19 protein-coding genes and 1 pseudogene are annotated in these 23,342 nt (G+C 39.6%); 17 read left to right on the top strand and 3 right to left on the bottom strand.

Going from position 1 to position 23,342, the window contains the following annotated elements:
* The first annotated feature begins 10 nt into the window (after window positions 1–10).
* Complete coding sequence (gene bshC / locus H9L23_RS16865) at window positions 11–1,597, top strand: bacillithiol biosynthesis cysteine-adding enzyme BshC (protein ID WP_187591487.1); 1,587 nt, start codon at window positions 11–13, stop codon at window positions 1,595–1,597.
* A 66-nt stretch (window positions 1,598–1,663) separates the two neighbouring features.
* Window positions 1,664–2,748: pseudogene (locus tag H9L23_RS16860) on the top strand (Ldh family oxidoreductase).
* A 151-nt stretch (window positions 2,749–2,899) separates the two neighbouring features.
* Here H9L23_RS16860 and H9L23_RS16855 read toward each other — a convergent pair.
* Window positions 2,900–3,367: a DUF4293 domain-containing protein gene (locus tag H9L23_RS16855; protein WP_187591486.1), complete on the bottom strand. Its 468-nt coding sequence runs from the start codon at window positions 3,365–3,367 to the stop codon at window positions 2,900–2,902.
* Between the two features lie 201 nt (window positions 3,368–3,568).
* Here H9L23_RS16855 and truA point away from each other — a divergent pair, with 201 nt between their 5' ends.
* The 5 genes from truA to rlmF all read left to right on the top strand — a co-directional run bounded on the left by truA (window position 3,569) and on the right by rlmF (window position 9,764).
* The gene (truA, locus tag H9L23_RS16850; protein WP_187595514.1) at window positions 3,569–4,321 is read left to right on the top strand and encodes a tRNA pseudouridine(38-40) synthase TruA; all 753 of its coding nucleotides are present in this window, start codon (window positions 3,569–3,571) and stop codon (window positions 4,319–4,321) included.
* 110 nt (window positions 4,322–4,431) lie between these two features.
* On the top strand, window positions 4,432–6,201 hold the full coding sequence (locus tag H9L23_RS16845; protein WP_187591485.1) for an ABC transporter ATP-binding protein: 1,770 nt from the start codon (window positions 4,432–4,434) through the stop codon (window positions 6,199–6,201).
* Between the two features lie 58 nt (window positions 6,202–6,259).
* Window positions 6,260–7,285, top strand: a complete 1,026-nt coding sequence (locus H9L23_RS16840; RefSeq protein WP_187591484.1) for an isoaspartyl peptidase/L-asparaginase family protein — start codon at window positions 6,260–6,262, stop codon at window positions 7,283–7,285.
* 87 nt (window positions 7,286–7,372) lie between these two features.
* Window positions 7,373–8,659 (top strand): C4-dicarboxylate transporter DctA, encoded by a 1,287-nt coding sequence (dctA, locus tag H9L23_RS16835; protein WP_187591483.1) that lies wholly within the window; start codon window positions 7,373–7,375, stop codon window positions 8,657–8,659.
* 136 nt (window positions 8,660–8,795) lie between these two features.
* A complete protein-coding gene (gene rlmF / locus H9L23_RS16830) occupies window positions 8,796–9,764 on the top strand; it encodes a 23S rRNA (adenine(1618)-N(6))-methyltransferase RlmF (protein ID WP_187591482.1) in 969 nt (322 codons plus the stop codon).
* A gap of 164 nt (window positions 9,765–9,928) precedes the next feature.
* On the opposite strand, the gene H9L23_RS16825 is transcribed toward rlmF, so the two are convergent.
* Window positions 9,929–10,618 (bottom strand): VIT1/CCC1 transporter family protein, encoded by a 690-nt coding sequence (locus tag H9L23_RS16825; RefSeq protein ID WP_187591481.1) that lies wholly within the window; start codon window positions 10,616–10,618, stop codon window positions 9,929–9,931.
* Window positions 10,619–10,686: 68 nt separating this feature from the next.
* Window positions 10,687–11,112 carry a cupin domain-containing protein gene (locus H9L23_RS16820; protein WP_246474720.1) on the bottom strand — a complete coding sequence of 142 codons (426 nt, stop codon included), beginning with the start codon at window positions 11,110–11,112 and terminating at the stop codon, window positions 10,687–10,689.
* A 579-nt stretch (window positions 11,113–11,691) separates the two neighbouring features.
* Here H9L23_RS16820 and sucD point away from each other — a divergent pair.
* The 10 genes from sucD (at window position 11,692) to H9L23_RS16770 (ending at window position 23,209) form a co-directional block, all read left to right on the top strand.
* On the top strand, window positions 11,692–12,564 hold the full coding sequence (gene sucD, locus H9L23_RS16815) for a succinate--CoA ligase subunit alpha (RefSeq protein WP_187591480.1): 873 nt from the start codon (window positions 11,692–11,694) through the stop codon (window positions 12,562–12,564).
* A gap of 189 nt (window positions 12,565–12,753) precedes the next feature.
* Entirely contained in the window at window positions 12,754–13,146 is a 393-nt protein-coding gene (locus H9L23_RS16810; RefSeq protein ID WP_187591479.1) for a GxxExxY protein, read from the top strand.
* A gap of 218 nt (window positions 13,147–13,364) precedes the next feature.
* The gene (locus H9L23_RS16805) at window positions 13,365–13,868 is read left to right on the top strand and encodes a methionine-R-sulfoxide reductase (RefSeq protein WP_187591478.1); all 504 of its coding nucleotides are present in this window, start codon (window positions 13,365–13,367) and stop codon (window positions 13,866–13,868) included.
* A 144-nt stretch (window positions 13,869–14,012) separates the two neighbouring features.
* Entirely contained in the window at window positions 14,013–14,393 is a 381-nt protein-coding gene (locus H9L23_RS16800) for a septal ring lytic transglycosylase RlpA family protein (protein ID WP_187591477.1), read from the top strand.
* 454 nt (window positions 14,394–14,847) lie between these two features.
* Window positions 14,848–15,819 (top strand): ribonucleoside-diphosphate reductase small subunit, encoded by a 972-nt coding sequence (locus tag H9L23_RS16795; protein ID WP_025145778.1) that lies wholly within the window; start codon window positions 14,848–14,850, stop codon window positions 15,817–15,819.
* A gap of 169 nt (window positions 15,820–15,988) precedes the next feature.
* Window positions 15,989–18,373, top strand: coding sequence for a ribonucleoside-diphosphate reductase subunit alpha (locus H9L23_RS16790; RefSeq protein WP_187591476.1), 2,385 nt, complete (start codon window positions 15,989–15,991; stop codon window positions 18,371–18,373).
* Window positions 18,374–18,578: 205 nt separating this feature from the next.
* The gene (locus H9L23_RS16785) at window positions 18,579–18,800 is read left to right on the top strand and encodes a cysteine-rich CWC family protein (protein WP_187591475.1); all 222 of its coding nucleotides are present in this window, start codon (window positions 18,579–18,581) and stop codon (window positions 18,798–18,800) included.
* A gap of 551 nt (window positions 18,801–19,351) precedes the next feature.
* Window positions 19,352–21,319, top strand: coding sequence for an SPFH domain-containing protein (locus H9L23_RS16780; protein WP_187591474.1), 1,968 nt, complete (start codon window positions 19,352–19,354; stop codon window positions 21,317–21,319).
* Between the two features lie 437 nt (window positions 21,320–21,756).
* Complete coding sequence (locus H9L23_RS16775) at window positions 21,757–22,632, top strand: carbon-nitrogen hydrolase (protein WP_187591473.1); 876 nt, start codon at window positions 21,757–21,759, stop codon at window positions 22,630–22,632.
* Between the two features lie 223 nt (window positions 22,633–22,855).
* Window positions 22,856–23,209, top strand: a complete 354-nt coding sequence (locus H9L23_RS16770) for a four helix bundle protein (RefSeq protein WP_187591472.1) — start codon at window positions 22,856–22,858, stop codon at window positions 23,207–23,209.
* Window positions 23,210–23,342: the final 133 nt, after the last annotated feature.

Here is a 23,342-nt window from a genome sequence, read left to right as displayed (position 1 = left end):
TTCGCACATCATGCAGGCAAAATATATCTCATATCAGGAAACCGGATCTTTTTCAAAACTGGTTTTAGATTATATTAATAACGAAGAACAGCTAAAGGCTTTTTATAGTTATCGCCCTGATATGGAGGGTTTAGCCAAAGCTATAGAAAATAGAAATTTCCAGGGCGATCGTACCATGCTGGTAAAGGTTTTACAAACGCAATATCAGCATCTACAGCCCAATAAATCGGTTAGCAAAAATATTGAGCTTTTAGGTTTAGCAAATACTTTTACCGTTACAACGGGCCACCAGTTAAATCTGTTTACCGGCCCGCTTTATTTCATCTATAAAATTGTAACCGCCATTAACCTGGCCATTGAGTTAAAAATGGCGCATCCAGACAAAAATTTTGTTCCGGTGTATTGGATGGCCACAGAAGATCACGATTTTGAAGAAATTAATCATGTAAGCGTTGATGAGAAAAACATCAGCTGGATACAACAAACCAATGGTGCAACCGGGAGATTAAGTACCAAAACCGTTGCTGCTGCGGTAACGGCCTATAAAGGTTACTTAGGTATTTCTAAAAACGGAAAACGAATTGCCAAATTGGTAGAGCAGGCCTATTTACAACATGATAATTTAGCTGATGCCACCAGGTTTTTAGTGAATAATCTTTTTGAAAAATATGGTTTAGTGATTGTAAATGCAGATGATCCGCAATTAAAAAAACAGTTTGCTAACATCATTACAGAAGATATCATAAAGCACAACAGTGCAAAAAACATCGATAACAGTTCTAAAAACCTCGAAGATCTGGGCTATAAAACCCAGGTAAACGGTCGCGATATTAACTTTTTCTACCTGATCGATAACCTGCGTGAACGTTTAATCTTTGAAAAAGGTAAATATACAGTCAATCATACCGATATCAGTTTTACTGAAAGTGAACTGAAAGCCGAAATTGAATCCCATCCCGAACGTTTTAGTCCGAATGTAGTAATGAGGCCAATGTATCAGGAAGTAATCCTCCCAAACATTGCCTATATCGGCGGTGGTGCCGAAGTATCTTATTGGATGCAGTTGAAAGCTAATTTCGACTTTTATAAAGTTGATTTCCCTGTTTTATTGTTGCGCAACTCTGCTTTATTAATTGATAAGCGCAGTGCTCAGAACTTATATAACCTGGGATTTTCTTTAGAAGATATTTTCTTACCTGTTGAAGAACTTAAAAATATCTGGGTAAAGCGCAATACAACTGCACAGTTAAGTTTGGCTGATGAAACAAGAGCGATAAACAGCATTTTCGATCAGATTAAGCTAAATGCTTATAAAATTGATAAAACGCTTTCCGTATCAACCGATACTGCGAAACAGAAAACCAATCATTTACTGGCCAACCTCGAAAAGAAACTGTTCCGTGCTGAAAAACGTAAACACGAGACTGCATTATTGCAGATTGATAATGTAAAGAAAAGGCTTTTCCCGAGTGGAACACTTCAGGAAAGAATCTTGAATATTGCCCCGATGTATGTAAATTACGGAGAGGATTTTCTTTCTTCCTGTATCGAAAATTTCGAACCATTAGGCGGCGATTTTACTGTTTTATTGCCTTAAAATTAGTCCGGAGTCGGCAGTCTGATGTCCGGAGTCAATCTTGATACCTAATACTTGATACCTAAAATGAACTTCATCACCTTTACCGAAACCAACCTAAGAGCTTTCACTTACAGCGTTTTTAAAAAAATGGGCTGTTCCGATACGCATGCCGATTTAGCAACTGATGTGTTAATCCGTTCAGATTTACGTGGCATTGATTCGCATGGTGTGGCCCGGTTAAGTGGTTATGTTCGGCTTTGGGAAAAGAAAAGAATCAACGCTACGCCCGATATTAAAATCGTACACGAAACGCCAACTACGGCAACGGTAGATGGCGATGCAGGTTTAGGTTTGGTTGTTGCGCCATTTGCGATGAAAGTTGCCATAGAAAAGGCTGAAAAATATGGAAGTGGATGGGTTTCAGTTAAAAATTCGAACCATTTTGGTATTGCAGGTTACCATGCTTTAATGGCTGTAGAAAAAGATATGATCGGTATCAGCATGACGAATGCCAGTCCGCTGGTTGCGCCAACTTATGCCAACGAACGTTTATTGGGAACAAACCCGATGTGTTATGCCTTTCCGGCGGGAAAATATCCACCGGTAATTGTAGATATGGCTACTGCTGCTGCTGCAAATGGTAAATTGGAAATCGCCCAAAGAGCCAATAAAAGTATCCCGATGGCTGGGTTCAGGATAAAAACGGCGAAAACTCTACCGATCCGAACGAATTAAAAAGTGGCGGTTCATTATTGCCATTAGGGAGTGATAAAGATCATGGAAGCCATAAAGGTTACGGGTTAAGTGCAACAGTCGATATTTTATCAGCAGTGCTTTCTGGTGCCAATTATGGTCCTTGGGTTCCTCCTTTTGTAGCTTTCTTAGAGCCTTCTGCAAATCCGGTCGGCGAAGGTCTTGGGCATTTCTTAGGAGCCATGCGTGTTGATGGTTTCAGGCCGGCTGCCGAATTTAAAGATCACCTGGATAATTGGGTAGAACGTTTCAAAAGCGCTAAAACAATCGATCCTGACAAAAAAGTAATCATTCCCGGAGAACCTGAGCATGAATTTGAACAGGAAAGAAAAATAAGCGGTATCCCGTTAATTGATGTAGTGGTAAAAGATCTGAATGAACTTGCAGTTAAACTGGGGATAGAAGAGTTAAAGTAAGTTTATGGTTAATCGGTTTTGTAATGGTTAATCGGTTAATTGTTTAAATCGGTTAATTGCAAAAGAAAACTTTAATAAAAAGATCGTCATCTCGACTGGAACGCAGTGGAATGGAGAGATCTATTTAGATCAATTTAGCCGCTTCCCGCTATTACCTCAATCTTTCAGCCGACCGGATCAACCTTTCATCTTTATTAATCCCAAAAATAGCCAATACAATAAATAAAATAGCTAAAGCGGGTAAATAAGCACCAATGCCAAAATTCGCGCCTTCAATTCCTCCCGGTAATTTTTTTGCATAAATACTGCACCAAAAAGCGAAACCACCGATCAATATGATAGAAATAACAGCAAAACGTTTTTGAAAGGTTCTTTTTCTGAAATTGAAAATATTGATGAAACAAAGGATCGCAATGGCAATATTGGTGATCAATAAAGGTAGAAACGATTGTATTTTGAAAGGTGATCCTGCTTTGCCGGCAATAATCTGAAATAAACCACTAGAGTACACGGCAGTTTCTGTTCCTGTGGTTTGTTTACTGGCAATAGGCAAAAATAACATTAAAACTAAAGTTAAAGCAGCTAAAAAAAACCAGATCGATTGTATTCTTTGTATCATGAATGTAAAATATATAACAACAAATCTAGCTTTTTTTAAGAAAAGAAAGAAAGATTAAAGTGCTCAGATAGGAGTAGGGATCGTTAAAAAGCATTAATTTATATTTTTGTGATAGATTTTGCACCGAACGCCATACTCCCAACGCCAAACGCCCTACTCAGCGCTTTGCCCTTTCCCCTTAAACTGTATTTTTGCATCGCTTTGAGTAAAAAAAGGTATTTCATCCAATTGGCTTATGATGGCAGTTTGTATCATGGCTGGCAAATTCAACCCAACGCAATCACCGTTCAGGAATTGCTGGATAAAGCTATGTCTGTTTTTTTTCGTCAGCCTATAGAAACCTTAGGCTGCGGGCGGACGGATGCTGGCGTACATGCGACCGATTTTTATGCCCATTTCGATGTCGAGGATGTTGAAGAAGCCAGAGTTTTAAATGCCATAGCAGGAATTAATGCCATGCTGCCTTATCAGATTGCTGCCAAACAGATTATACCGGTACATGATGATGCCCATGCCCGTTTTGATGCCACAGCACGTGCCTACAAATATTACCTTCATTTTGAAAAAAATCCTTTTAAGCTTAACCGCTCATGGTTGATTAAAGATAAACTGGATGTGGCCGCGATGAACCAGGCAGCAGCGCTTTTATTAAATTATACCGATTTTTCCTGTTTCAGTAAATCCAATACCCAAACCTTTACCAACAATTGTAAGGTATCCAAAGCTGTTTTTGAAGAACAGGAAGATGGATTAGTATTTACCATCCAGGCCGACCGTTTCTTAAGGAATATGGTGCGAGCTATTATGGGAACTTTAGTGCAGATTGGGAAAAAAGAAATAAATTTAGACGATTTTAAAGCAATAATAGAAAGTAAAAACCGCAGTAAGGCCGGCCAATCGGTACCCGCCTGTGGTTTGTATTTAGTAAAGATTGAGTATCCCTACTTGGGTTAACTGTATAAACTGGTTAATCGGTTAATTGTAGCTTGGCACAGTTAATCGATTCAATAATTAGATATAGAAAACAGTTAACCAATTTAAACGATTAAACAGTTAACCACAAAATGGCAGTCACAGGCGACGTATACAACACCGGATTACTGAAACGTATTTTTCAATATGTAAAGCCTTACCGTGCCGTTTTTGTATGGTCGGTTGTTTTAACCATTTTGTTGGCGGCTATTTCTCCTGTTCGTCCATTTTTGATAAAATATACGCTTGATCATTACATTTTAACCGGAAAATATGATGGCCTGGTAAATATGACGATGCTCATGATCTTCATGTTGATCTTACAGACGCTCATTCAGTATAACCACACGCTTTTAACCAATACCTTGGGTCAATCGGTTATCCGCGACTTAAGAATCAATGTTTTTAACCACATTACCAGGCTTCGCCTTAAATATTTCGATAAAACACCGATAGGACAATTGATTACCCGCACGGTATCCGATCTCGAAACCATTGCCGATATTTTTTCGGAGGGTTTAATCTCCATGATTGGTGACAGTTTGCAAGTGGTGGTGATTGTTGGTGTAATGCTCTATACTGATTGGGAATTGAGTTTAGTGGTACTTTTGCCCATTCCGTTATTGATTATGGCTACCCGCAAATTCCAGAAGGCCATAAAAGTGGCTTTTCAGGAAATCAGAAACGAGGTTTCTAACCTGAATACCTTTTTGCAGGAACACATTACAGGCGTTTCTATTGTGCAGTATTTCGCAAGGGAAAAACAAGAATACCGGAAGTTTTATGCCATTAACAAACGCTACCGCGATGCCAATATTCGTTCTAACTGGTATTATTCTATATTTTTTCCGGTAGTAGAGTTAATTTCGGCCATGTCGCTGGGTTTATTGGTGTGGTATGGTGCAAAAAGCATTCTTTCTAAACCTTTAGATGTAACGCCGGGAACCATTACGCAGTTTATTATGTACCTGGGCATGGTTTTTACGCCGATCCGCCAGCTGGCTGATAAATTTAATACGCTACAGATGGGAATGGTTGGCGCCGAACGTGTTTTTAAAGTTTTAGATACTGATGAGACTACACCAAATGAAGGATCCCAGAAACCTGCAAAACTAGATGGTAACATCAAATTTGAGAAAGTTTGGTTTGCTTATAACGATGAAAACTATGTGTTGAAAGATCTATCGTTTGAAGTAAAATCAGGCCAAACCGTAGCTTTAGTAGGGGCAACTGGGGCGGGTAAATCTTCTACCATCAATATCCTCAACCGCTTTTACGAAGTAAAAAAAGGAGATATTACAGTTGATGGCATCCGGATCGAAAATTTTGACCTTGATTACCTCCGAAGTAACATCGCAACCGTTCTTCAGGACGTTTTCCTGTTCTCCGATACGATTTTAAATAACATCACACTCAATAATCCCGAAATTACCCTCGCTGAGGTAGTAAATGCAGCCAAAAAAGTAGGTGCACACGATTTTATCGAACGTTTGCCTGGTGGCTATCAATATAATGTGATGGAAAGAGGGGCCACACTTTCGGCAGGGCAGGCGCAGTTGATTTCTTTTATACGTGCATTGGTCCACAATCCGGCTATTTTGGTTTTAGATGAAGCCACATCTTCTGTAGATACCGAAACCGAATTGTTGATCCAGAAAGCCATCGATAATTTAATGGAGGGACGTACATCCATCGTTATTGCCCACCGTTTATCGACCATTCAAAAGGCCGACCAGATTATTGTACTCGATAAAGGCGAAATCAAAGAAAAAGGCACACATCAACAGCTGTTAAAGTTAAACGGCTATTACAAAAAGCTTTACGATCTGCAATTTTCTTCGAAAGGTATCGCTAAAGTTTAAAACTCATTTATTTTCAGGGATTTTCTTAATTTAACAGCTTCTTAAATCCAACAGGAAGATGAAATTATTAAAATTGATTGCCTTGTTTTTGCTTTCGGTGATAACCTTACAGGTTACTGCCCAGCAGAAAAAATATGTGATGGTTATTCATGGCGGTGCAGGTACTATCCTCAAAAAAAATATGACTCCCGAAAAAGAAGCAGCCTACATAGCTGTTTTAACCCAGGCTTTGCAGGCGGGTTATGCCGAAATTAAGGCAGGGAAAACCAGTTTGGATGCCGTAGAAGCGACTATTCACGTGATGGAAAACGATCCGCATTTTAATGCAGGTAAAGGTGCAGTTTTTACGCATGATGGCAAAAATGAACTTGATGCCGCCATAATGGATGGAAAAACGTTAATGGCAGGTTCGGTTGCCGGAGTAACCACCATTAAAAATCCGATTTCTGCAGCAAGGGCTGTGATGGAAAAATCAGAACATGTGATGATGATAGGGGCTGGTGCAGAGCAGTTTGCCAAGGAAGTGGGTTTGAAAATTGTAGATCCAAAATATTTTTGGACACAAGAACGCTGGGATGGTCTTCAAAAAGCAATTAAAGAAGATTCAACAAAAGCTGTTCTCGATCATGGAAATAAAAAATCTGAACTTTTAGGGATAAAAAATCATGATTATAAATTTGGTACAGTGGGCTGTGTTGCGCTCGATAAAGCAGGTAACTTAGCTGCTGGAACTTCAACAGGAGGCATGACGAACAAAAAATATGGCCGTGTGGGTGATGCGCCGATTATTGGCGCTGGTACTTATTGTAATAACGAAACAGCAGGTATTTCCTGTACAGGTTGGGGCGAATTCTACATCCGCAATGTGGTGGCGAAAACCATTTCCGATTTAATGGAATATAAAGGATTGTCAGTTGCCGAAGCCTCGAAAATTGCGCTGGATAAAGTAGGTAAAATGGGTGGAGATGGTGGCTTGATTGCCTTAGATAAAAAGGGTAACGTAGCGATGCCGTTTAATACCGAAGGCATGTATAGGGGAACAATTACCGCTGATGGTAAAATTGAAGTCAGTATTTATAAATAGTAAAATAGCTGTTTTAAAGTCGGGCTTAAAGCTACTTTGCAATAAATAGAAAAATTACTCATATATTTCCTTACTCGCATTAAGCAAATGACAGTTATAGAATTTGTAAAGAAAATATTCTCCAATTTAACCTTTCAGGTTTTACTTGCCATCATCATAGGAATCTATGTTGGTGCTTATTTTCCTGGTTTTGCACCTACTGCTAAATTAATCAGTCAGGGTTTTATCAACCTGATTAGCATGTTAATTGCTCCGATTATATTCTTTACCATTGTTTTAGGCATCGCACACATGGGCGATATGAAAAAGGTAGGCAGGGTAGGCGGTAAAGCACTATTATACTTCGAAATAGTAAGTACAGTGGCCATTGCAATCGGTTTGTTGGTGGCCAATGTTTTAAAACCTGGTGTCGGAATGATAGCCAAAGGAGGCGATGCCAGCAAAATTGTTGGTTATGCCGAACAGGCCAAAGAGATGAACTGGGCCGAGTTTTTCCTTCACATCATTCCGCATAATGTAATTGCTGCTTTTGCAGAAGGAAATATCCTGCAGATCTTACTTTTTGCCATTCTTTTTGGTTACGGATTGAATAAATTGGGTGGTGAAGGAACCAGTGTTTTAAATGCTTTTGATAAAATATCGAAAGTGCTTTTTAAAATTATGAAGGTAATTATGCGTTTAGCGCCCATCGGTGCTTTCGGTGGGATGGCTTTTAGCATCGGTACGCATGGATTGGAAAGTATCGTAGGAATGGCTAAATTGATGGGTTCGGTGTATTTAACCTGTATCCTGTTTATTTTTATTGTGTTAAACGGAATCTGTAGATACTATAAATTCAGTTTGTGGCAATACTTAAAATATATCCGCCAGGAAATTTTAATTGTGTTGGGCACTTCTTCTTCCGAATCGGCTTTGCCAAGTATGATGCAGAAAATGGAATCCATTGGCTGCGATAAATCGGTTGTTGGTTTAGTAATTCCCACCGGTTATTCATTTAACCTCGATGGTACGGCCATTTATCTGGCCATGTCGGTTATATTTCTCTGTCAGGTTTTTCATGTCGATTTATCAATCGGACAGCAAATTACCGTTTTAGGCGTACTTATGGTAACCTCTAAAGGTGCCGCAGGCGTAACAGGAAGTGGTTTTATTGTGCTGGTATCAACCCTAACTGCATTAAAAATTATGCCGATAGAACACATTTCCATATTGATTGGTGTAGACCGTTTTATGAGCGAAGCAAGGGCCATCACCAACGTAATCGGCAATGGGATAGCTACAATCGTAATTGCCAAAAGCGAAAACCAGTTTGATGAAGAAAAGTATTTAAAGGCCATTCAGCCTGTGATGATAGAAAAAGAGGAGGAAGTTTAGTTGAGCGGTGAGCGTTTGGAGGAATGAGTTTTGAGGATGCTTTGTAACTCCCAACTAAAAACTCCGAACTCCCAACTAATTACCTATCTTTGCAGCAGAAACATGCACACAGCTTGTTTAATTAATCCATAGCACATTGGCTCAAGAAGAACAAAATAACCGCAAAGAAAAGAGCGAGTTACACCCACGCAACAAACACCGTTCGCGTTACAATTTCAAACAACTTATTGCAACTTCAAAAGAATTAAGACGTTTCGTTTTTAAAAACGAGCATAACGACGATTCGATCGATTTTGCTGATCAAAATGCCGTAAAAGAATTAAATAGAGCATTACTGAAATACTATTACGATATCCAGCAATGGGATATTCCTCAGGATTTTCTTTGTCCGCCTATTCCGGGAAGGGCAGATTATATCCATTATATAGCTGATCTTTTGGGCTCAAGCAATAAAGGTAAAAACCCAAAAGGAGCAAAGATCAATGTGCTCGATATTGGTGTAGGTGCTAACTGCATTTATCCGATTATTGGTCACCAGGAATATGGCTGGAGCTTTGTGGGTTCAGAAATAGATCCACTTTCAGTTGAATCGGCAAGACGCATTATCGAAGCCAACAAACCATTACAAGGTGCGATAGAAATCCGTCAGCAATCATCAAAAATGGGTATTTTTAGAGGGATCGTAGGCAGAACAGAGCGTTTCGATGCTGTTGTTTGTAATCCACCGTTCCATGCTTCTTTAAAAGAAGCCGAGCAGGGCACCCGTCAGAAATGGCGTAACCTTGGAGGGAATGAAAAAGAAGTGAAACACGTATTGAACTTCGGAGGAAACAAGGCCGAACTTTGGTGCCCTGGTGGCGAACGTGCCTTTGTAGAGCAAATCATTATCCAGAGTGCGCAAATCAAAAATCAGGTTTTGTGGTTCAGCTCACTGGTTTCGAAAAGTGCAAACCTAAAAAGTATTTATAACAATTTGGTTAAGGCAGATGCTTTTGAAGTACGTACCGTGCAAATGAGCCAGGGACAAAAAATTAGCCGCTTTGTAGCCTGGACTTTCCATGATGAAGCTGCACAGGCAGAGTGGGTTAAAGGATGGAAGGCTTAAGTTGAGAGTTTCCAGTTTGGAGTTTTCAGTTTTGGGAGCATAATTCAAACACATAATATAGTAATGCCGAGTGGATATAAATTCATTCGGCTTTTTTGTTTACAGTTGTTTCTGTTGGAATTTGGATATTAATTATTATGAAATTGTAAACTGCCAATTGAAAACTAAACTGTTTTAGCTCCAAAAATATATCCGGCCAAAGCAGTTACCACCATTGCCACAGTTCCCCAGAAACAGATTCTAATTACTGCTTTAATTACATTTGAGCCCCCTGCCATTGCTGCAATCGTGCCAGATAGCGCTAAAAACACAATGGCGAAACCATATTGATAAAACACCATCGATTTTATCGGGGCAAAAAAGGCAACCAGAAAAGGTAAAATCCCGCCACTGATAAAAGATGCACCCGATGCAAAAGCTGCCTGGAGTGGTTTTGGCTGCGTAATTTCGTTAATGCCCAGTTCATCTCTGGCGTGGGCAGCCAAAGCATCTTTCCCGGTAAGCTGTACTGCCACCTGCATGGCTAAATCTTCATCCAATCCTTGGGATACATATATTTTTGCGAGCTCTTTCAGCTCTACGTCAGGCATGGTTTCGAGTTCCACTTTCTCCCGGGCCAGATCAGCTTTTTCAATGTCGGCCTGCGAGCTTACCGAAACATATTCGCCGGCAGCCATCGATAATGAGCCGGCCACTAAACCAGCCAAAGCCGCCAGTACGATAGGGCTTCTTGTATCGCTCGCGGCAGCAATACCAATAACCAGGCTGGTGGTAGAAATAATACCATCGTTAGCACCAAGTACGGCTGCCCTTAACCAGCCTGTTCTATTTGTGTAATGCTTTTCTAGTTCCATTTTGGTGATGTGTTCTCTATTTTTTGTAGGTATATGCAGAGTCGAAGGCCCTTACTCTCCTAATATCATCATTTCTTTTCATAAACAATCAAAATGGTTAGGTCATTGCCCGCATCTGGTGCAATACTATGCGAACTGCCCGGACGGGTTAAAATCGCATCGCCAGGCTTAACCGCAAAAGTTTTTCCATTCATTTGCATGGTGCCGTTTCCGCTGATCACATAATAAATTTCATCTTCTTTTTGCAAATGGTAACCGATAGATGACCCGGGTTTTAAAGTCCTTTTTTTGAATACCGTTTTGAGGTTTTTAGCCTCACTAAAAAAGTTGAAACCAATGGTCTTGCCTCCGCCATTATGTGTGCCGGGTTCTTCTTTTGCTACTTCAGCATCGTTTTGAAGGATATATTTAGTGGTATCGGTATTTTGTGCAGATACTTTAAACGAAATAAACGTTGCAGTAATAACGATTAAAACTAATATGGATTTTCTCATCTTGATATGATTTAACTTTTTGCTTTGGTCTTTCCGCTTTAAAAGTAAATTTAAGCGTTTTGGCGGGATGTTGCCACAAGCATCCAAACTTTGTTACTAAACCCGATCGAAGTGGTTCTGGTTTTTCACCAGAAGGAACGAAGAGCGGGACTGTAATATCCGAAAAGTGCTAAACTGCTCATTTCCTAATCTTAAATGTCAATATTTTTGATTTGAAAACGAATGCACTGTGTTTCTTGGCCTTTGAAGCCCTGCCATCCACTTTATCCCGATGAAACCTGTGAAACAAGCAAGCACACCATAAAAACAGAAGAATAGTGCTTAAACCGGGATGCCCGTTCCTGTCAGGTTTATACCGAAAGGCTTGCTCCTGATGTGGCGCCGAGAACGGTCAAGCTTTGTTACCTCGTTCTTTTAACTTTTACCTTTCCGCTTTGGGCTTTAGTCTTTCCGTTTTGGCCTTTCTTCATCAAAGTAACGAATCCTTACATTTTCCTGAAAAAACGGACTAAATAATATGGTTTTAGGTTTGAATTCCAGTTCAATAATATTAGCTTTGCACAAAAAAAATATTGATACATGAGCGTTTTAGTAAATAAAGATTCTAAGGTTATCGTTCAGGGTTTTACCGGAAACGAAGGAACTTACCACGCTGAGCAGATGCTGGCCTATGGTACAAACGTAGTTGGTGGTGTAACGCCTGGCAAAGGTGGGCAATTGCATTTAGAAAAGCCTGTTTTTAATACTGTTAAAGATGCCGTTGATAAAACGGGTGCAAATGTATCTATCATTTTCGTACCACCGGCTTTTGCTGCTGATGCAATTATGGAAGCTGCCGAAGGTGGTATTAAAGTTATTGTTTGTATTACCGAAGGTATCCCTACAAAGGATATGATTCAGGTTAAAGAATATATTGCTGACCGCGATGTTACGCTTATCGGCCCTAACTGCCCTGGTGTAATTACTGCTGATGAAGCTAAAATTGGTATCATGCCAGGTTTTATCTTCAAAAAAGGTCATGTAGGTGTGGTTTCTAAATCAGGAACTTTAACTTACGAAGCGGTTGATCAGGTGGTTAAAGCTGGTTTAGGTATCACTACTGCGATCGGTATCGGTGGTGATCCAATTATCGGAACACCAACTGTAGAGGCGGTAAAATTATTAATGAACGACCCTGAAACGCACGGTATCATCATGATTGGTGAAATTGGTGGTGGTATGGAAGCTGAAGCAGCCCATTGGATCAAAGAACACGGTACTAAACCTGTTGTTGGTTTCATCGCTGGTCAAACTGCGCCTCCGGGACGTAGAATGGGCCATGCTGGTGCTATTGTTGGCGGTGCTGATGATACTGCAGCTGCAAAAATGAAAATCATGCGCGAGTGTGGTATCCGTGTAGTAGAAAGTCCTGCCGAAATCGGTGCTGCAATGGCAGAAGAATTAGCAAAATAAGATTTAAAATTCTCATTATATAAAAGCGTTTCGATTAGGTTCGGGACGCTTTTTTTGTTTGGCGAGGTTGCCATCGAAACATAATAAGAAAAAACGAAATGGTAAATTAGTTGCCACGGAAACAAAGAAACACGGAAATAAAAAGGGAAAAAATCAGGAAATTAATTAGCTTAGTTAAAATTTTCATTTATGGATTATCAAATAAAACAAGGTAGTCTTCCCTATAAAAATGAAACTGATTTAATTATTAATGCTGCAATTGAAGTTCATAAGGATTTGGGTTGTGGTTTTCTTGAGATTGTTTATAAGGACGCGCTTTGTATCGAATTTGAAAGCCGTGGATACTTTTATGAGAGAGAAAAACATTATCCTGTTTACTATAAGGATGTTTTACTTCCGCATAGCTTTTATGCTGATTTTATAGTTTTTGATACTGTAGTTTTAGAAATAAAATCAAAAAGTGGGATAGCGAATGAAGATTTGGCTCAAGCTATAAACTACTTGAAATGCTCAGAATGTAGCGTTGGCTTAATATTAAACTTTGGCAAGCCTACTTTAGAAATAAGACGCGTTGTCTTTTAATCATTTTCCGTGTCTTTCGTGCTTCCGTGGCAAAAAAACTTTCCGAGTCTTTCATGGTAAACCAGCGATCTCTCGAATGATGGTGCCTTTAGCATCTAAAACTGCCAACTCCTAACTGAAAACTCTCAACTCCCAATTGAATTATCATTCCTTTGTAAACACTAATACAAAGCACTAAACCAGCAAACCAAAACAAAATCTATAGCGTATATTGACGTATGAAAACGATGTTAAATAAACTATTTCTGATTTCTGCTGTTGTTTTAATAACAGGCCTTTCTGCTTGTGCCCAAAAGCAAGATAAAGAAGCTGCAAAACAATCGAAGGAAACAGAACAAATCATACCAAAGAAGAAAATGAACTGGAATCCATTAACACCCGAAGAAGAAAGAGTAATTGTAAATAAAGGTACAGAATATCCTGGTACAGGTAAATATGAGCATACAACAGATAAGGGAACTTATACCTGTAAACGTTGTAACGCAGCCTTATACCGTTCAGAAACCAAGTTTGATGCCCATTGCGGATGGCCTGCTTTTGATGACGAAATTAAAGGCGCAGTAAAGCGTATTCCTGATGCAGATGGATCGCGTACAGAAATAGTTTGCGCTAATTGCGGCGCGCATCTTGGTCACGTATTTTTAGGCGAAGGATTTACCAATAAAGACACCCGTCACTGTGTAAATTCAATCTCTATGAATTTCGTGCCAGATCAAAAATAAGGTGGGTATAGTAGGGTTAGGTAGGGGCGTACGGCGATAAGTTGTACGCCTTTTTTAATGCACCAAATCAGGCTGTTTTTCCACAAATTATTGATTATAAACTAAATGCTTATATTTGCAGGCTCGATAAAGAAAATTTAGCCTATGAAGTATCTGCTGTTATTAAGTTTTTGTTTCCTGTTTTTACAAGGTCAAGCACAAAATTCTGATTCATCGAACGAACCAGACAGTATCAAAAAAACAGTTCTCGCTACTTATTACCACAGAAAATTCGAAGGCCGCCGTACCACCAGCGGCGCTAAATACCGGGCTAAAAAACTCACGGCCGCCCATCGCACACTTCCATTTGGTACCCTGGTTACCGTAACCAATCCGGATAACGGAAAATCGGTAGTGGTGAAGGTAAACGACCGTGGCCCATACGCTAAAAAACTGGCTATAGATCTGTCAGAACGTGCTGCCAAAGAGATCGGTATCTACCGTAAAGGCATCGCCAAAGTGAGCTTGAGTTATACTGTAGAGTAATACCCTTTTTAGCTCTATTTCAGGCTTATTACACCCCTCAAATTTAAGTTATTAACACTCTTTTTTGTTTGCTAAACCCTTTAAAAGAAACGATTAGCTTTTTTTTCGCTTGAAAATGATATTTGACTGATCGTTTTTCCCCAGCAATCGGGGAGGGTGTTAACAACTTTGGTTCACAAAAAAGGGCCACCGTATATATATTTGTTCAACAAAGTTCTTTAACTTCTTGCGCTTGAAAACAAATATAAAAGCTTAGTTTTTAGTAATTTATAAGTACATCATCCCGATTGCAAATTTAAATTTTCCTAACTAAAAACTCAGTTGTTTGTCAGGCAATAGGGTTAGCACTTTCACAACAGCGTTTTGATAAAAGACATTACAATCATCATATAAAATTGATGGATGCGTGCCTTTGTCGGCTCTGTTAAAAAAATAGAATTAAAAATATCAGCGTATGGAACAGGAATTATTACTACAAGAAAACAAAGATAGATTTGTGCTTTTGCCGATTAAGTACCCGGCAATTTGGGAAATGTATAAAAAGACCGAAGCTAGTTTTTGGACGGCAGAAGAGATTGATCTTTCTGACGATCAGAAACACTGGGACAATTTAAATGATGGCGAAAGACATTTTATTTCGCACATCCTTGCTTTCTTTTCTGCTAGTGATGGTATCGTGAACGAAAACCTTGCAGTAAACTTCATGAGTGAAGTTCAATTGCCAGAAGCACGTTGTTTTTATGGTTTCCAGATTATGATGGAAAACATCCATGCCGAAACCTACGCCTTGTTAATCGATACTTATATTAAAGATCCTGAAGAAAAAGACCGTTTGTTCCATGCAATTGATACTGTTCCTGCAGTAAAAAGAAAAGCAGAATGGGCTTTACGCTGGATCGAAAACGGAACTTTTGCAGAACGTTTAGTCGCTTTTGCTGCAGTTGAAGGTATTTTCTTCAGCGGAAGTTTCTGCTCTATTTTCTGGTTAAAAAAACGTGGTTTAATGCCAGGATTAACTTTCAGTAACGAGCTGATCTCTAGAGATGAAGGTTCTCACTGCGAATTTGCTTGTTTATTGTACAGTATGTTGAGCAATAAGTTAAGCGAAGAAGCAGTTCATGGTATCATCAGCGATGCGGTTGAAATTGAAAAAGAATTTATTACCGATGCCTTGCCAGTAGCGCTAATTGGTATGAATGCAAAATTAATGAGCCAATATATCGAGTTTGTGGCCGACAGATGGTTACAGGAGCTGGGTTATAAAAAAATCTACAATGCAACCAATCCATTCGATTTTATGGAAATGATTTCATTGCAGGGTAAAACCAATTTCTTCGAAAAACGTGTAGGTGATTATCAAAAAAGCGGCGTATTAACCTCTGCTGATAATAATAAACAGGCGTTTTCTTTAGATGAAGACTTTTAAGGTAGAGGGTTAAAAGGTAGAAGGTTTAATCTTGCTACTCGATACTAGTTACTTGATACTAATTACCCGCTCTCGATACTAATTAATAAATAACAAAAAATACAAAAGTGATGATTAAGTCTTGATACTTGATACTCACGACTTAACATAAACTTAAATCTCATAAAATATGTTCGTACTAAAAAGAGATGGCCGCAAAGAAGCGGTGCAATTTGACAAAATCACAGCGCGTATTCAAAAGTTGTGCTATAGTTTGAATTCAGACCTTGTAGACCCGATCGATGTGGCCAAAAAGGTAATCGAAGGTTTATATGATGGGGTTACTACATCAGAGCTTGATAACCTTGCTGCAGAAACTGCTGCATCGTTAACTACTAAGCACCCTGATTATGCTTTGCTGGCATCGCGTATAGCGGTTTCGAACTTGCATAAAAACACCACTAAATCATTCTCGGGTACGATGAAAATGTTGTACGAATATTTCGACCCGAAAGCACAGAAAGCGGCTCCGCTTATTGCTGATGATGTTTTTGAGATTATAGAAAAAAATAAGGATATTTTAGATAGTTCTATCATTTACGACCGTGATTTTGGTTTCGATTATTTCGGTTTCAAAACTTTAGAAAAATCTTACCTTTTAAAAGTTAACGGTCAGATTGTAGAACGCCCGCAACATTTGTTTATGCGTGTTTCTGTTGGTATCCACAAAGAAGATATCGAGAGCGCAATCAAAACCTACAACTTAATGAGTGAGCGTTGGTTTACACATGCTACACCAACTTTGTTCAATGCCGCTACACCAAAACCTCAAATGTCGTCATGTTTCTTGTTAACCATGCAGGATGACAGTATTGAAGGTATTTACGATACTTTGAAGCAAACCGCTAAAATTTCGCAAAGTGCTGGTGGTATCGGTTTAAGTATACACAACATCCGTGCAACGGGTTCATATATTGGTGGTACAAACGGTACTAGTAATGGTATTATTCCAATGTTACGCGTATTTAACGATACGGCCCGTTACGTAGATCAAGGTGGAGGTAAGCGTAAAGGTGCATTTGCTATTTATTTAGAGCCTTGGCATGCAGATGTTTTCGAATTCTTAGATCTTCGTAAAAACCATGGTAAAGAAGAAATGCGTGCGCGCGATTTATTCTATGCCCTTTGGATTAACGATTTGTTTATGCAACGTGTTAAAGATAATGGCGATTGGACCCTATTCTGTCCACACGAAGCACCAGGTTTGGCCGATTGTTTCGGAGCTGAGTTTGAAGCACTTTACACTAAATACGAAGCTGAAAAGCGTGGGCGTAGAACGGTTAAAGCACAGGAACTTTGGTTTGCCATCTTAGATTCGCAGATTGAAACTGGTACACCATACATGTTGTTTAAAGATGCAGCGAACAGCAAATCTAACCAGCAGAATTTAGGTACCATTAAAAGTTCTAACCTGTGTACCGAAATTATCGAGTATACTTCTAAAGATGAAGTTGCCGTTTGTAACTTAGCTTCACTGGCATTACCTCGTTTCGTAATCAACGGTGCTTTCGATCACCAAAAATTATATGATGTAACTTATCAGGCTACTTTAAACCTGAATAAAATCATCGATCATAACTATTATCCTGTACAGGAAGCAGAAAACTCAAACATGCGTCACCGTCCGGTTGGTTTAGGTGTACAAGGTTTGGCTGATGCTTTTATCTTAATGCGTTTACCTTTCGAAAGTGATGAGGCGAAACGTTTAAATAAAGACATTTTCGAAACCATTTATTTCGCTTCAATGACAGCTTCACACGATTTAGCTGTGAAAAATGGTCCTTACCAAACATTTAAAGGTTCTCCGTTATCAAAAGGTAAATTCCAGTTCGATTTATGGAATGTTACACCAGATAGTGGCCGTTGGGACTGGAATGCATTGCGCAAGAAAGTAGTTAAAGATGGTGTGTACAACTCGTTATTGGTTGCGCCAATGCCAACTGCATCTACTTCGCAGATTTTGGGTAACAACGAATGTTTCGAACCATATACCTCAAACATTTACACCCGTCGTGTATTAAGTGGAGAGTTTGTGGTGGTAAACAAACACTTATTGAAAGATTTAGTATCATTAGGTTTGTGGAACAACGATATGAAAAATCAGATCATATTGGCTAACGGTTCAATCCAGGCAATTGATACTATTCCTGATTACATCAAGGAATTATATAAAACCGTTTGGGAGATCAAGATGCGTAACATCATTGATATGGCTGCCGATCGAGGTGCTTATATCTGCCAGTCGCAATCGTTAAACTTGTTCGTAAACGCACCAAATACTTCAAAATTAACTTCAATGCACTTCTACGCATGGGAGAAAGGTTTGAAAACCGGTATGTATTACTTACGTACACAGGCAGCTTCTCAGGCAGTTAAGTTTACGGTAGAAAATCAGGGTGGTAAAGCAATTGAAGCGGTTATCCCAGCTGAGATGACACAAGATCAGGTTGCAGAAGAAATCGTTGACGGACCAGTTTGTTCGATGGAAGAAGGCTGCATTAGCTGTTCAGGATAAGGTAGAGGGTAGGAAGGCGGAAGGTTTAAGGCCTGCTTGCCGATTAAATATTCAAAATTAAGTAAGGTTTTGGGCAAACGCTCAAAACCTTATTTTTTGTAATTACTTTTGTATAGGTTCATTAATTCATCAGCCATTGGTTTTGCCCAATGCCAATAGCGATTTCACTAATGACTAATGAACCAATGAACAATAGAACTTTAAAATGTCTTCAAACATCCATAGCGCCAAACACGAAATCATTCCTTGCGAGCGATGCAACAGTGCTATTGAGTGCAAGGCAAATTCTTATACCAAGTGCCAGTGCAGTGTGGTGCAGCTTAGTATTAACGAAGTACAGTATATCTCCGAACTGTATGATGGTTGCCTCTGCGCCAAATGTTTATTCGAATTACAGCAAGAATATAGAGAAGAGATTGGCGTGTAACAATTGTGATTTTCGTGCCTTTTTCTTTAAAATCATTTGAAAAGCAGGTTCCTGTACTTTTAGGTTGGTTCCTGTCCCGCTTTTCCTTCTGCCGATTGAAGTAATCGGCATTCGTGCAATCGGGTTTAGTTAACCTGGATTCTGCGCTGTTCTTAAAAAATACTTATATCAGGCAGTTTTATTTAATCTAAAATCAGTAAAACTGATTCATCGGTGTATCCCAATCCGGTCAATTGTATAGGTCTAAAAAAGGACACATTTTTCTTATTAATTGTAATTTATACAATTAAAATTTTTGCAGATATTTCCCGGAACCTAAATGGTTAGTTTTTGATGTTTATAAGCGTTCAGTTAGGTTGTTCTGCAAAATGTCATCTGCAGATGACATTTTACTCTTAATCGATCCTGAGTCATTTTTAAGGCCTTAGAATCAATGAAAAATAGTTTAAAAATAAGTGTTAAAAATGGTAACAAAGCACATCATTTGATATCTATATCGTGCTTGATAAATGGTTTATCAGGCACTAAAAAAAAGAAAAATATAGAACATTATGGAAGCGCTCATTTCTAATTACTGGTGGGTTTTAGTGGCACTGTTGTGCATCGTTTTATACAAATATATTTTACGCTTCTTATTCGGGATGGTGATTGTCCCCGAAGACAGGATCGGGTTGATTACCAAAAAATTCGTACTCTTTGGTTCCGACCGCGAACTGCCCGATGGTCGCATCATTGCCGTTAAAGGCGAAGCTGGTTTCCAGGGAAAAACACTGGCGCCGGGATTGTATTTCGGGATGTGGTTTTGGCAGTACAGTGTAACCATGGAACAGTTTACCATTATTCCGGAAGGTAAAATCGGACTGATTATGGCCAAAGATGGTTCAGAAATCCCAACGGGTAATATTCTGGGGCAAAGGGTAGAGTCTGATAACTTTCAGGATGCGGTGAAATTCCTCGAAAATGGCGGTCAGCGAGGCAGGCAAACCTCTTATATCACCTCGGGTTCCTATCGTATCAATACCATGCTATTCCAGGTTTCTGTTACCGATATGATCCGGATTCAGGAAAGTATGGTAGGCATTGTAACCACGCTAGATGGTTTACCGATTGAAGCCAATCAGATCGCGGGTAAACTGGTGGAAGGCCACAACAATTTCCAGAACTTCGATGCTTTCATCAAGCAAGGCGGTAACCGTGGTTTGCAACCGCAGGTAATTTTGGCGGGTTCTTATAACCTTAATCCCTGGGCAATCCAATTGGAGGAGATCCCAATGACGGAAATTGCCATCGGTTATGTAGGCGTGGTGATCTCATTTATTGGTACAGATGGCAATGACTTAACCGGCGCCGATTTTAAACATGGTAATATCGTAGGCAAAGGCTCGAAAGGTGTTTGGCTGGAGCCACTTGGCCCGGGCAAATATCCGATTAACAAATACATTATGAAGGTAGAGCTGGTGCCCACCACCAATCTGGTGTTAAACTGGGCATCGGCACGGAGTGAAGCACACAATCTGGACAAAAACCTATCAACCATTACGGTACGTTCTAAAGATGGTTTCCCATTTAATTTGGATGTTGCACAAATTATCCACGTACCTACTACAGAAGCACCAAAAGTAATTGCGCGTTTTGGTAACATGGTGAATTTGGTTTCGCAGGTTTTAGAGCCAACTATTGGTAACTATTTCCGTAACTCCGCACAGGGAAGTGATGTAATTGCTTTCCTGAGTACACGTAAAGAACGCCAGGAATCGGCTAAAGAACATATCCGTAAAGTGCTTGATGAATATAATGTAAATGCGGTTGATACGCTGATTGGTGACATTGTTCCGCCTGAATCGTTAATGAAAACCCTAACCGACCGTAAAATTGCAGAAGAGCAAAAGGTGACTTACGAAACCCAGAAACAGGCACAGGAAACGCGCCAGGGGATGGAGAAAGAAACTGCGATTGCTGATATGCAGAAAGATATTGTAAAGGCACAACAAAGCGTAGAGATAGCTGAACGTACCGCAAGTGCTACTGTAAAAAAATCGGAAGGTGATGCCGCAGGTGTAAAATTAGCCGTTGGTGCTGAAGCTGAGGCTACAAAAATGAGGGCCCATGCCGAGGCCGAAGCAACAAAAGCGAGGGCTCAGGCAGATTCTGAAGCGATTAAATTAAGGGCATCGGCAGAGGCTGAACAGATTTCATTAACCGGTAGTGCCGAAGCAGGTAAAATTTTAGCCGTAGGTAAATCAACTGCCGAAGCTTATGAGCTTGCTGTGAAAGCTTTGGGTGGCGAAAACTTTACCCGTTACAAAATTACGGAAGAGTTATCCAAAGGTAATGTAAAACTGATCCCTGATGTGTTAATTGGTGGCAATGGCGGTAATCATGGCGGTTCGGCAATGGATGGCTTATTGGGTTTGAAACTGATGGAATTAATGGATCCTCAGGCACGTAAAGAAGTGGTAGCCGTTGCAGAAATTGTAGAAACAAAAGCAAAACCTAAAAAGGACAATATTAACCCTTAATCTGGTTTTAATCAGATTGGAAAGCCTCGATGAAAATCGGGGCTTTTTCTTTTTATTAGTTAATGATTTTGGTTGGTGCTTTGTTAGTAGGCGGGTTCAACGTTAATAGTAGCAAATAACCATGTTATCTAAACGGGATAGAAATGGCAGCCTCCGATTTAAGCACTTATCTTTGTTGTTTTATGGCGTGCTTGCTTGTTTCACAGGTTTCATCGGAGCTATAATGGATAGCCCGACTGATAAACGTTTGAAATGCTGCCTTTGCTTTTCCTAAAAACAGAAAACAATTACATCATTATGCCGTTCTACTTTTAAACAAAATAGTAACTTTGCAACCTAATTTTGAATGAGTGAATTTTTGAATGAGTGAATGTGGTTTATAACTACCATAACATTCTCTCAATTAATCATTCTCTCATTCTCTCATTTCAGAAAACATGAAGAAAGTAAAAGTTGGCTTAGTGCAAATGAGTTGTACTAAAGATAAGCAGGAAAATTTAGATAAAGCGATTGCAAAAGTGAGAGAAGCAGCTGCAAAAGGTGCGCAAATTGTGTGTTTGCAGGAGCTTTTTACTTCGCTGTATTTCTGCGATGTGGAAGATTACGATAATTTCGATTTGGCAGAAGCTATTCCTGGTCCTTCTACTGATGCTTTGCAGGTGGTAGCCAAAGAATTGGGCGTGGTAATTATCGCTTCTTTGTTTGAGAAACGTGCTGAAGGTTTGTATCATAATACTACTGCTGTTTTAGATGCTGACGGTTCATATTTAGGGAAATACCGCAAAATGCATATTCCGGATGATCCTGCTTTCTACGAAAAATTCTACTTTACTCCTGGCGATTTGGGATATAAGGTTTTCGAAACCAAGTTTGCTAAAATCGGTATCCTGATCTGTTGGGATCAGTGGTATCCGGAAGCTTCACGCATTACAGCATTAATGGGTGCAGATATTATGTTTTATCCAACGGCAATTGGCTGGGCGACTGATCAGGATGAAGAAACCAATCAGGATCAATACAATGCCTGGCAAACCATTCAACGCTCACATGCAGTGGCAAACGGTGTTCCGGTAGTAAGCGTAAATCGTGTAGGTTTTGAGCAAGATGGTGCCATGAAATTCTGGGGCGGAAGTTTTGCTACAAACGCACAGGGTAAATTGCTTTATTTAGGTTCGCACGATTTAGAGGAAACTGAAGTAGTTGAACTGGATTTATCAGAATCTGATTTCTTCCGTAAACACTGGCCTTTTTTAAGGGATAGAAGGATCGACTCTTACCAGCCGATTACAAAAAGATATATTGACGGGGATTAAAAAAGTCGGAGGTCGGAAGACCGAAGACGGAGGCCAAAGAGCACACCTGCAAGTTGCAAAAATCTGAAAGGCCCATGAGAAGTTGGAGGTGGGGAACTGGAGGTGAAAGGCTTGGATGCTGTTAGAAAATCCTAAAGTTTTGGATTGCATTATAAGAAATTGTAATTTGTTAGTGTATTTCTAATAAATTATAACTTCGGACCTCCGACTTTCGGACTTAATTATGGCATTCAAATTTGAAAAACTTAAGGTTTGGCAAAAGGCTTTAGATTTAGCTGATGAAATCGACAATATGACCAAAGCTTTTCCAAAAGAGGAGGTTTATGTTTTAACATCGCAGGCTAAACGTGCTGCAGATTCGATTTCAATGAATATAGCCGAGGGAAGCACGGGTCAGAGTAATCCTGAATTTAAAAGATTTTTAGGTTATGCCCTTAGATCAGATATCGAAGTGGTGAATTGTTTGCACCTTGCCATAAGAAGAAAATATATAAAAGAAGAAATTTTTCAGAAACATTATAAATCTTGCGGAGAGATTTTGGTTATGATTTCTGCTTTAATCAAATCGCTGAATTGAGTCGGAGATCGGAAGATCGAAGTCCGGCGATATTGGCGGTTTATGGATACACAAAATCATCCGACCTCGGACGCCCGAATTTCGGACTTTTAAAAATAAAACACTAAATCATCCGACTTCGGACACCCGACTT

Source organism: Pedobacter roseus (assembly GCF_014395225.1).
Lineage (GTDB): Bacteria > Bacteroidota > Bacteroidia > Sphingobacteriales > Sphingobacteriaceae > Pedobacter > Pedobacter roseus.
This window is presented reverse-complemented; position numbering and strand designations above follow the sequence as displayed.

Coding starts and splice junctions, on each gene's coding strand:
- bshC (WP_187591487.1), top strand. CDS start 11: ATGCAGGCAAAATATATCTCATATCAGGAAACCGGATCTTTTTCAAAA.
- H9L23_RS16855 (WP_187591486.1), bottom strand. CDS start 3,367: ATGATACAAAGAATACAATCGATCTGGTTTTTTTTAGCTGCTTTAACT.
- H9L23_RS16845 (WP_187591485.1), top strand. CDS start 4,432: ATGGCAGTCACAGGCGACGTATACAACACCGGATTACTGAAACGTATT.
- H9L23_RS16840 (WP_187591484.1), top strand. CDS start 6,260: ATGAAATTATTAAAATTGATTGCCTTGTTTTTGCTTTCGGTGATAACC.
- dctA (WP_187591483.1), top strand. CDS start 7,373: ATGACAGTTATAGAATTTGTAAAGAAAATATTCTCCAATTTAACCTTT.
- H9L23_RS16825 (WP_187591481.1), bottom strand. CDS start 10,618: ATGGAACTAGAAAAGCATTACACAAATAGAACAGGCTGGTTAAGGGCA.
- H9L23_RS16820 (WP_246474720.1), bottom strand. CDS start 11,112: ATGAGAAAATCCATATTAGTTTTAATCGTTATTACTGCAACGTTTATT.
- sucD (WP_187591480.1), top strand. CDS start 11,692: ATGAGCGTTTTAGTAAATAAAGATTCTAAGGTTATCGTTCAGGGTTTT.
- H9L23_RS16810 (WP_187591479.1), top strand. CDS start 12,754: ATGGATTATCAAATAAAACAAGGTAGTCTTCCCTATAAAAATGAAACT.
- H9L23_RS16805 (WP_187591478.1), top strand. CDS start 13,365: ATGAAAACGATGTTAAATAAACTATTTCTGATTTCTGCTGTTGTTTTA.
- H9L23_RS16800 (WP_187591477.1), top strand. CDS start 14,013: ATGAAGTATCTGCTGTTATTAAGTTTTTGTTTCCTGTTTTTACAAGGT.
- H9L23_RS16795 (WP_025145778.1), top strand. CDS start 14,848: ATGGAACAGGAATTATTACTACAAGAAAACAAAGATAGATTTGTGCTT.
- H9L23_RS16790 (WP_187591476.1), top strand. CDS start 15,989: ATGTTCGTACTAAAAAGAGATGGCCGCAAAGAAGCGGTGCAATTTGAC.
- H9L23_RS16785 (WP_187591475.1), top strand. CDS start 18,579: ATGTCTTCAAACATCCATAGCGCCAAACACGAAATCATTCCTTGCGAG.
- H9L23_RS16780 (WP_187591474.1), top strand. CDS start 19,352: ATGGAAGCGCTCATTTCTAATTACTGGTGGGTTTTAGTGGCACTGTTG.
- H9L23_RS16775 (WP_187591473.1), top strand. CDS start 21,757: ATGAAGAAAGTAAAAGTTGGCTTAGTGCAAATGAGTTGTACTAAAGAT.
- H9L23_RS16770 (WP_187591472.1), top strand. CDS start 22,856: ATGGCATTCAAATTTGAAAAACTTAAGGTTTGGCAAAAGGCTTTAGAT.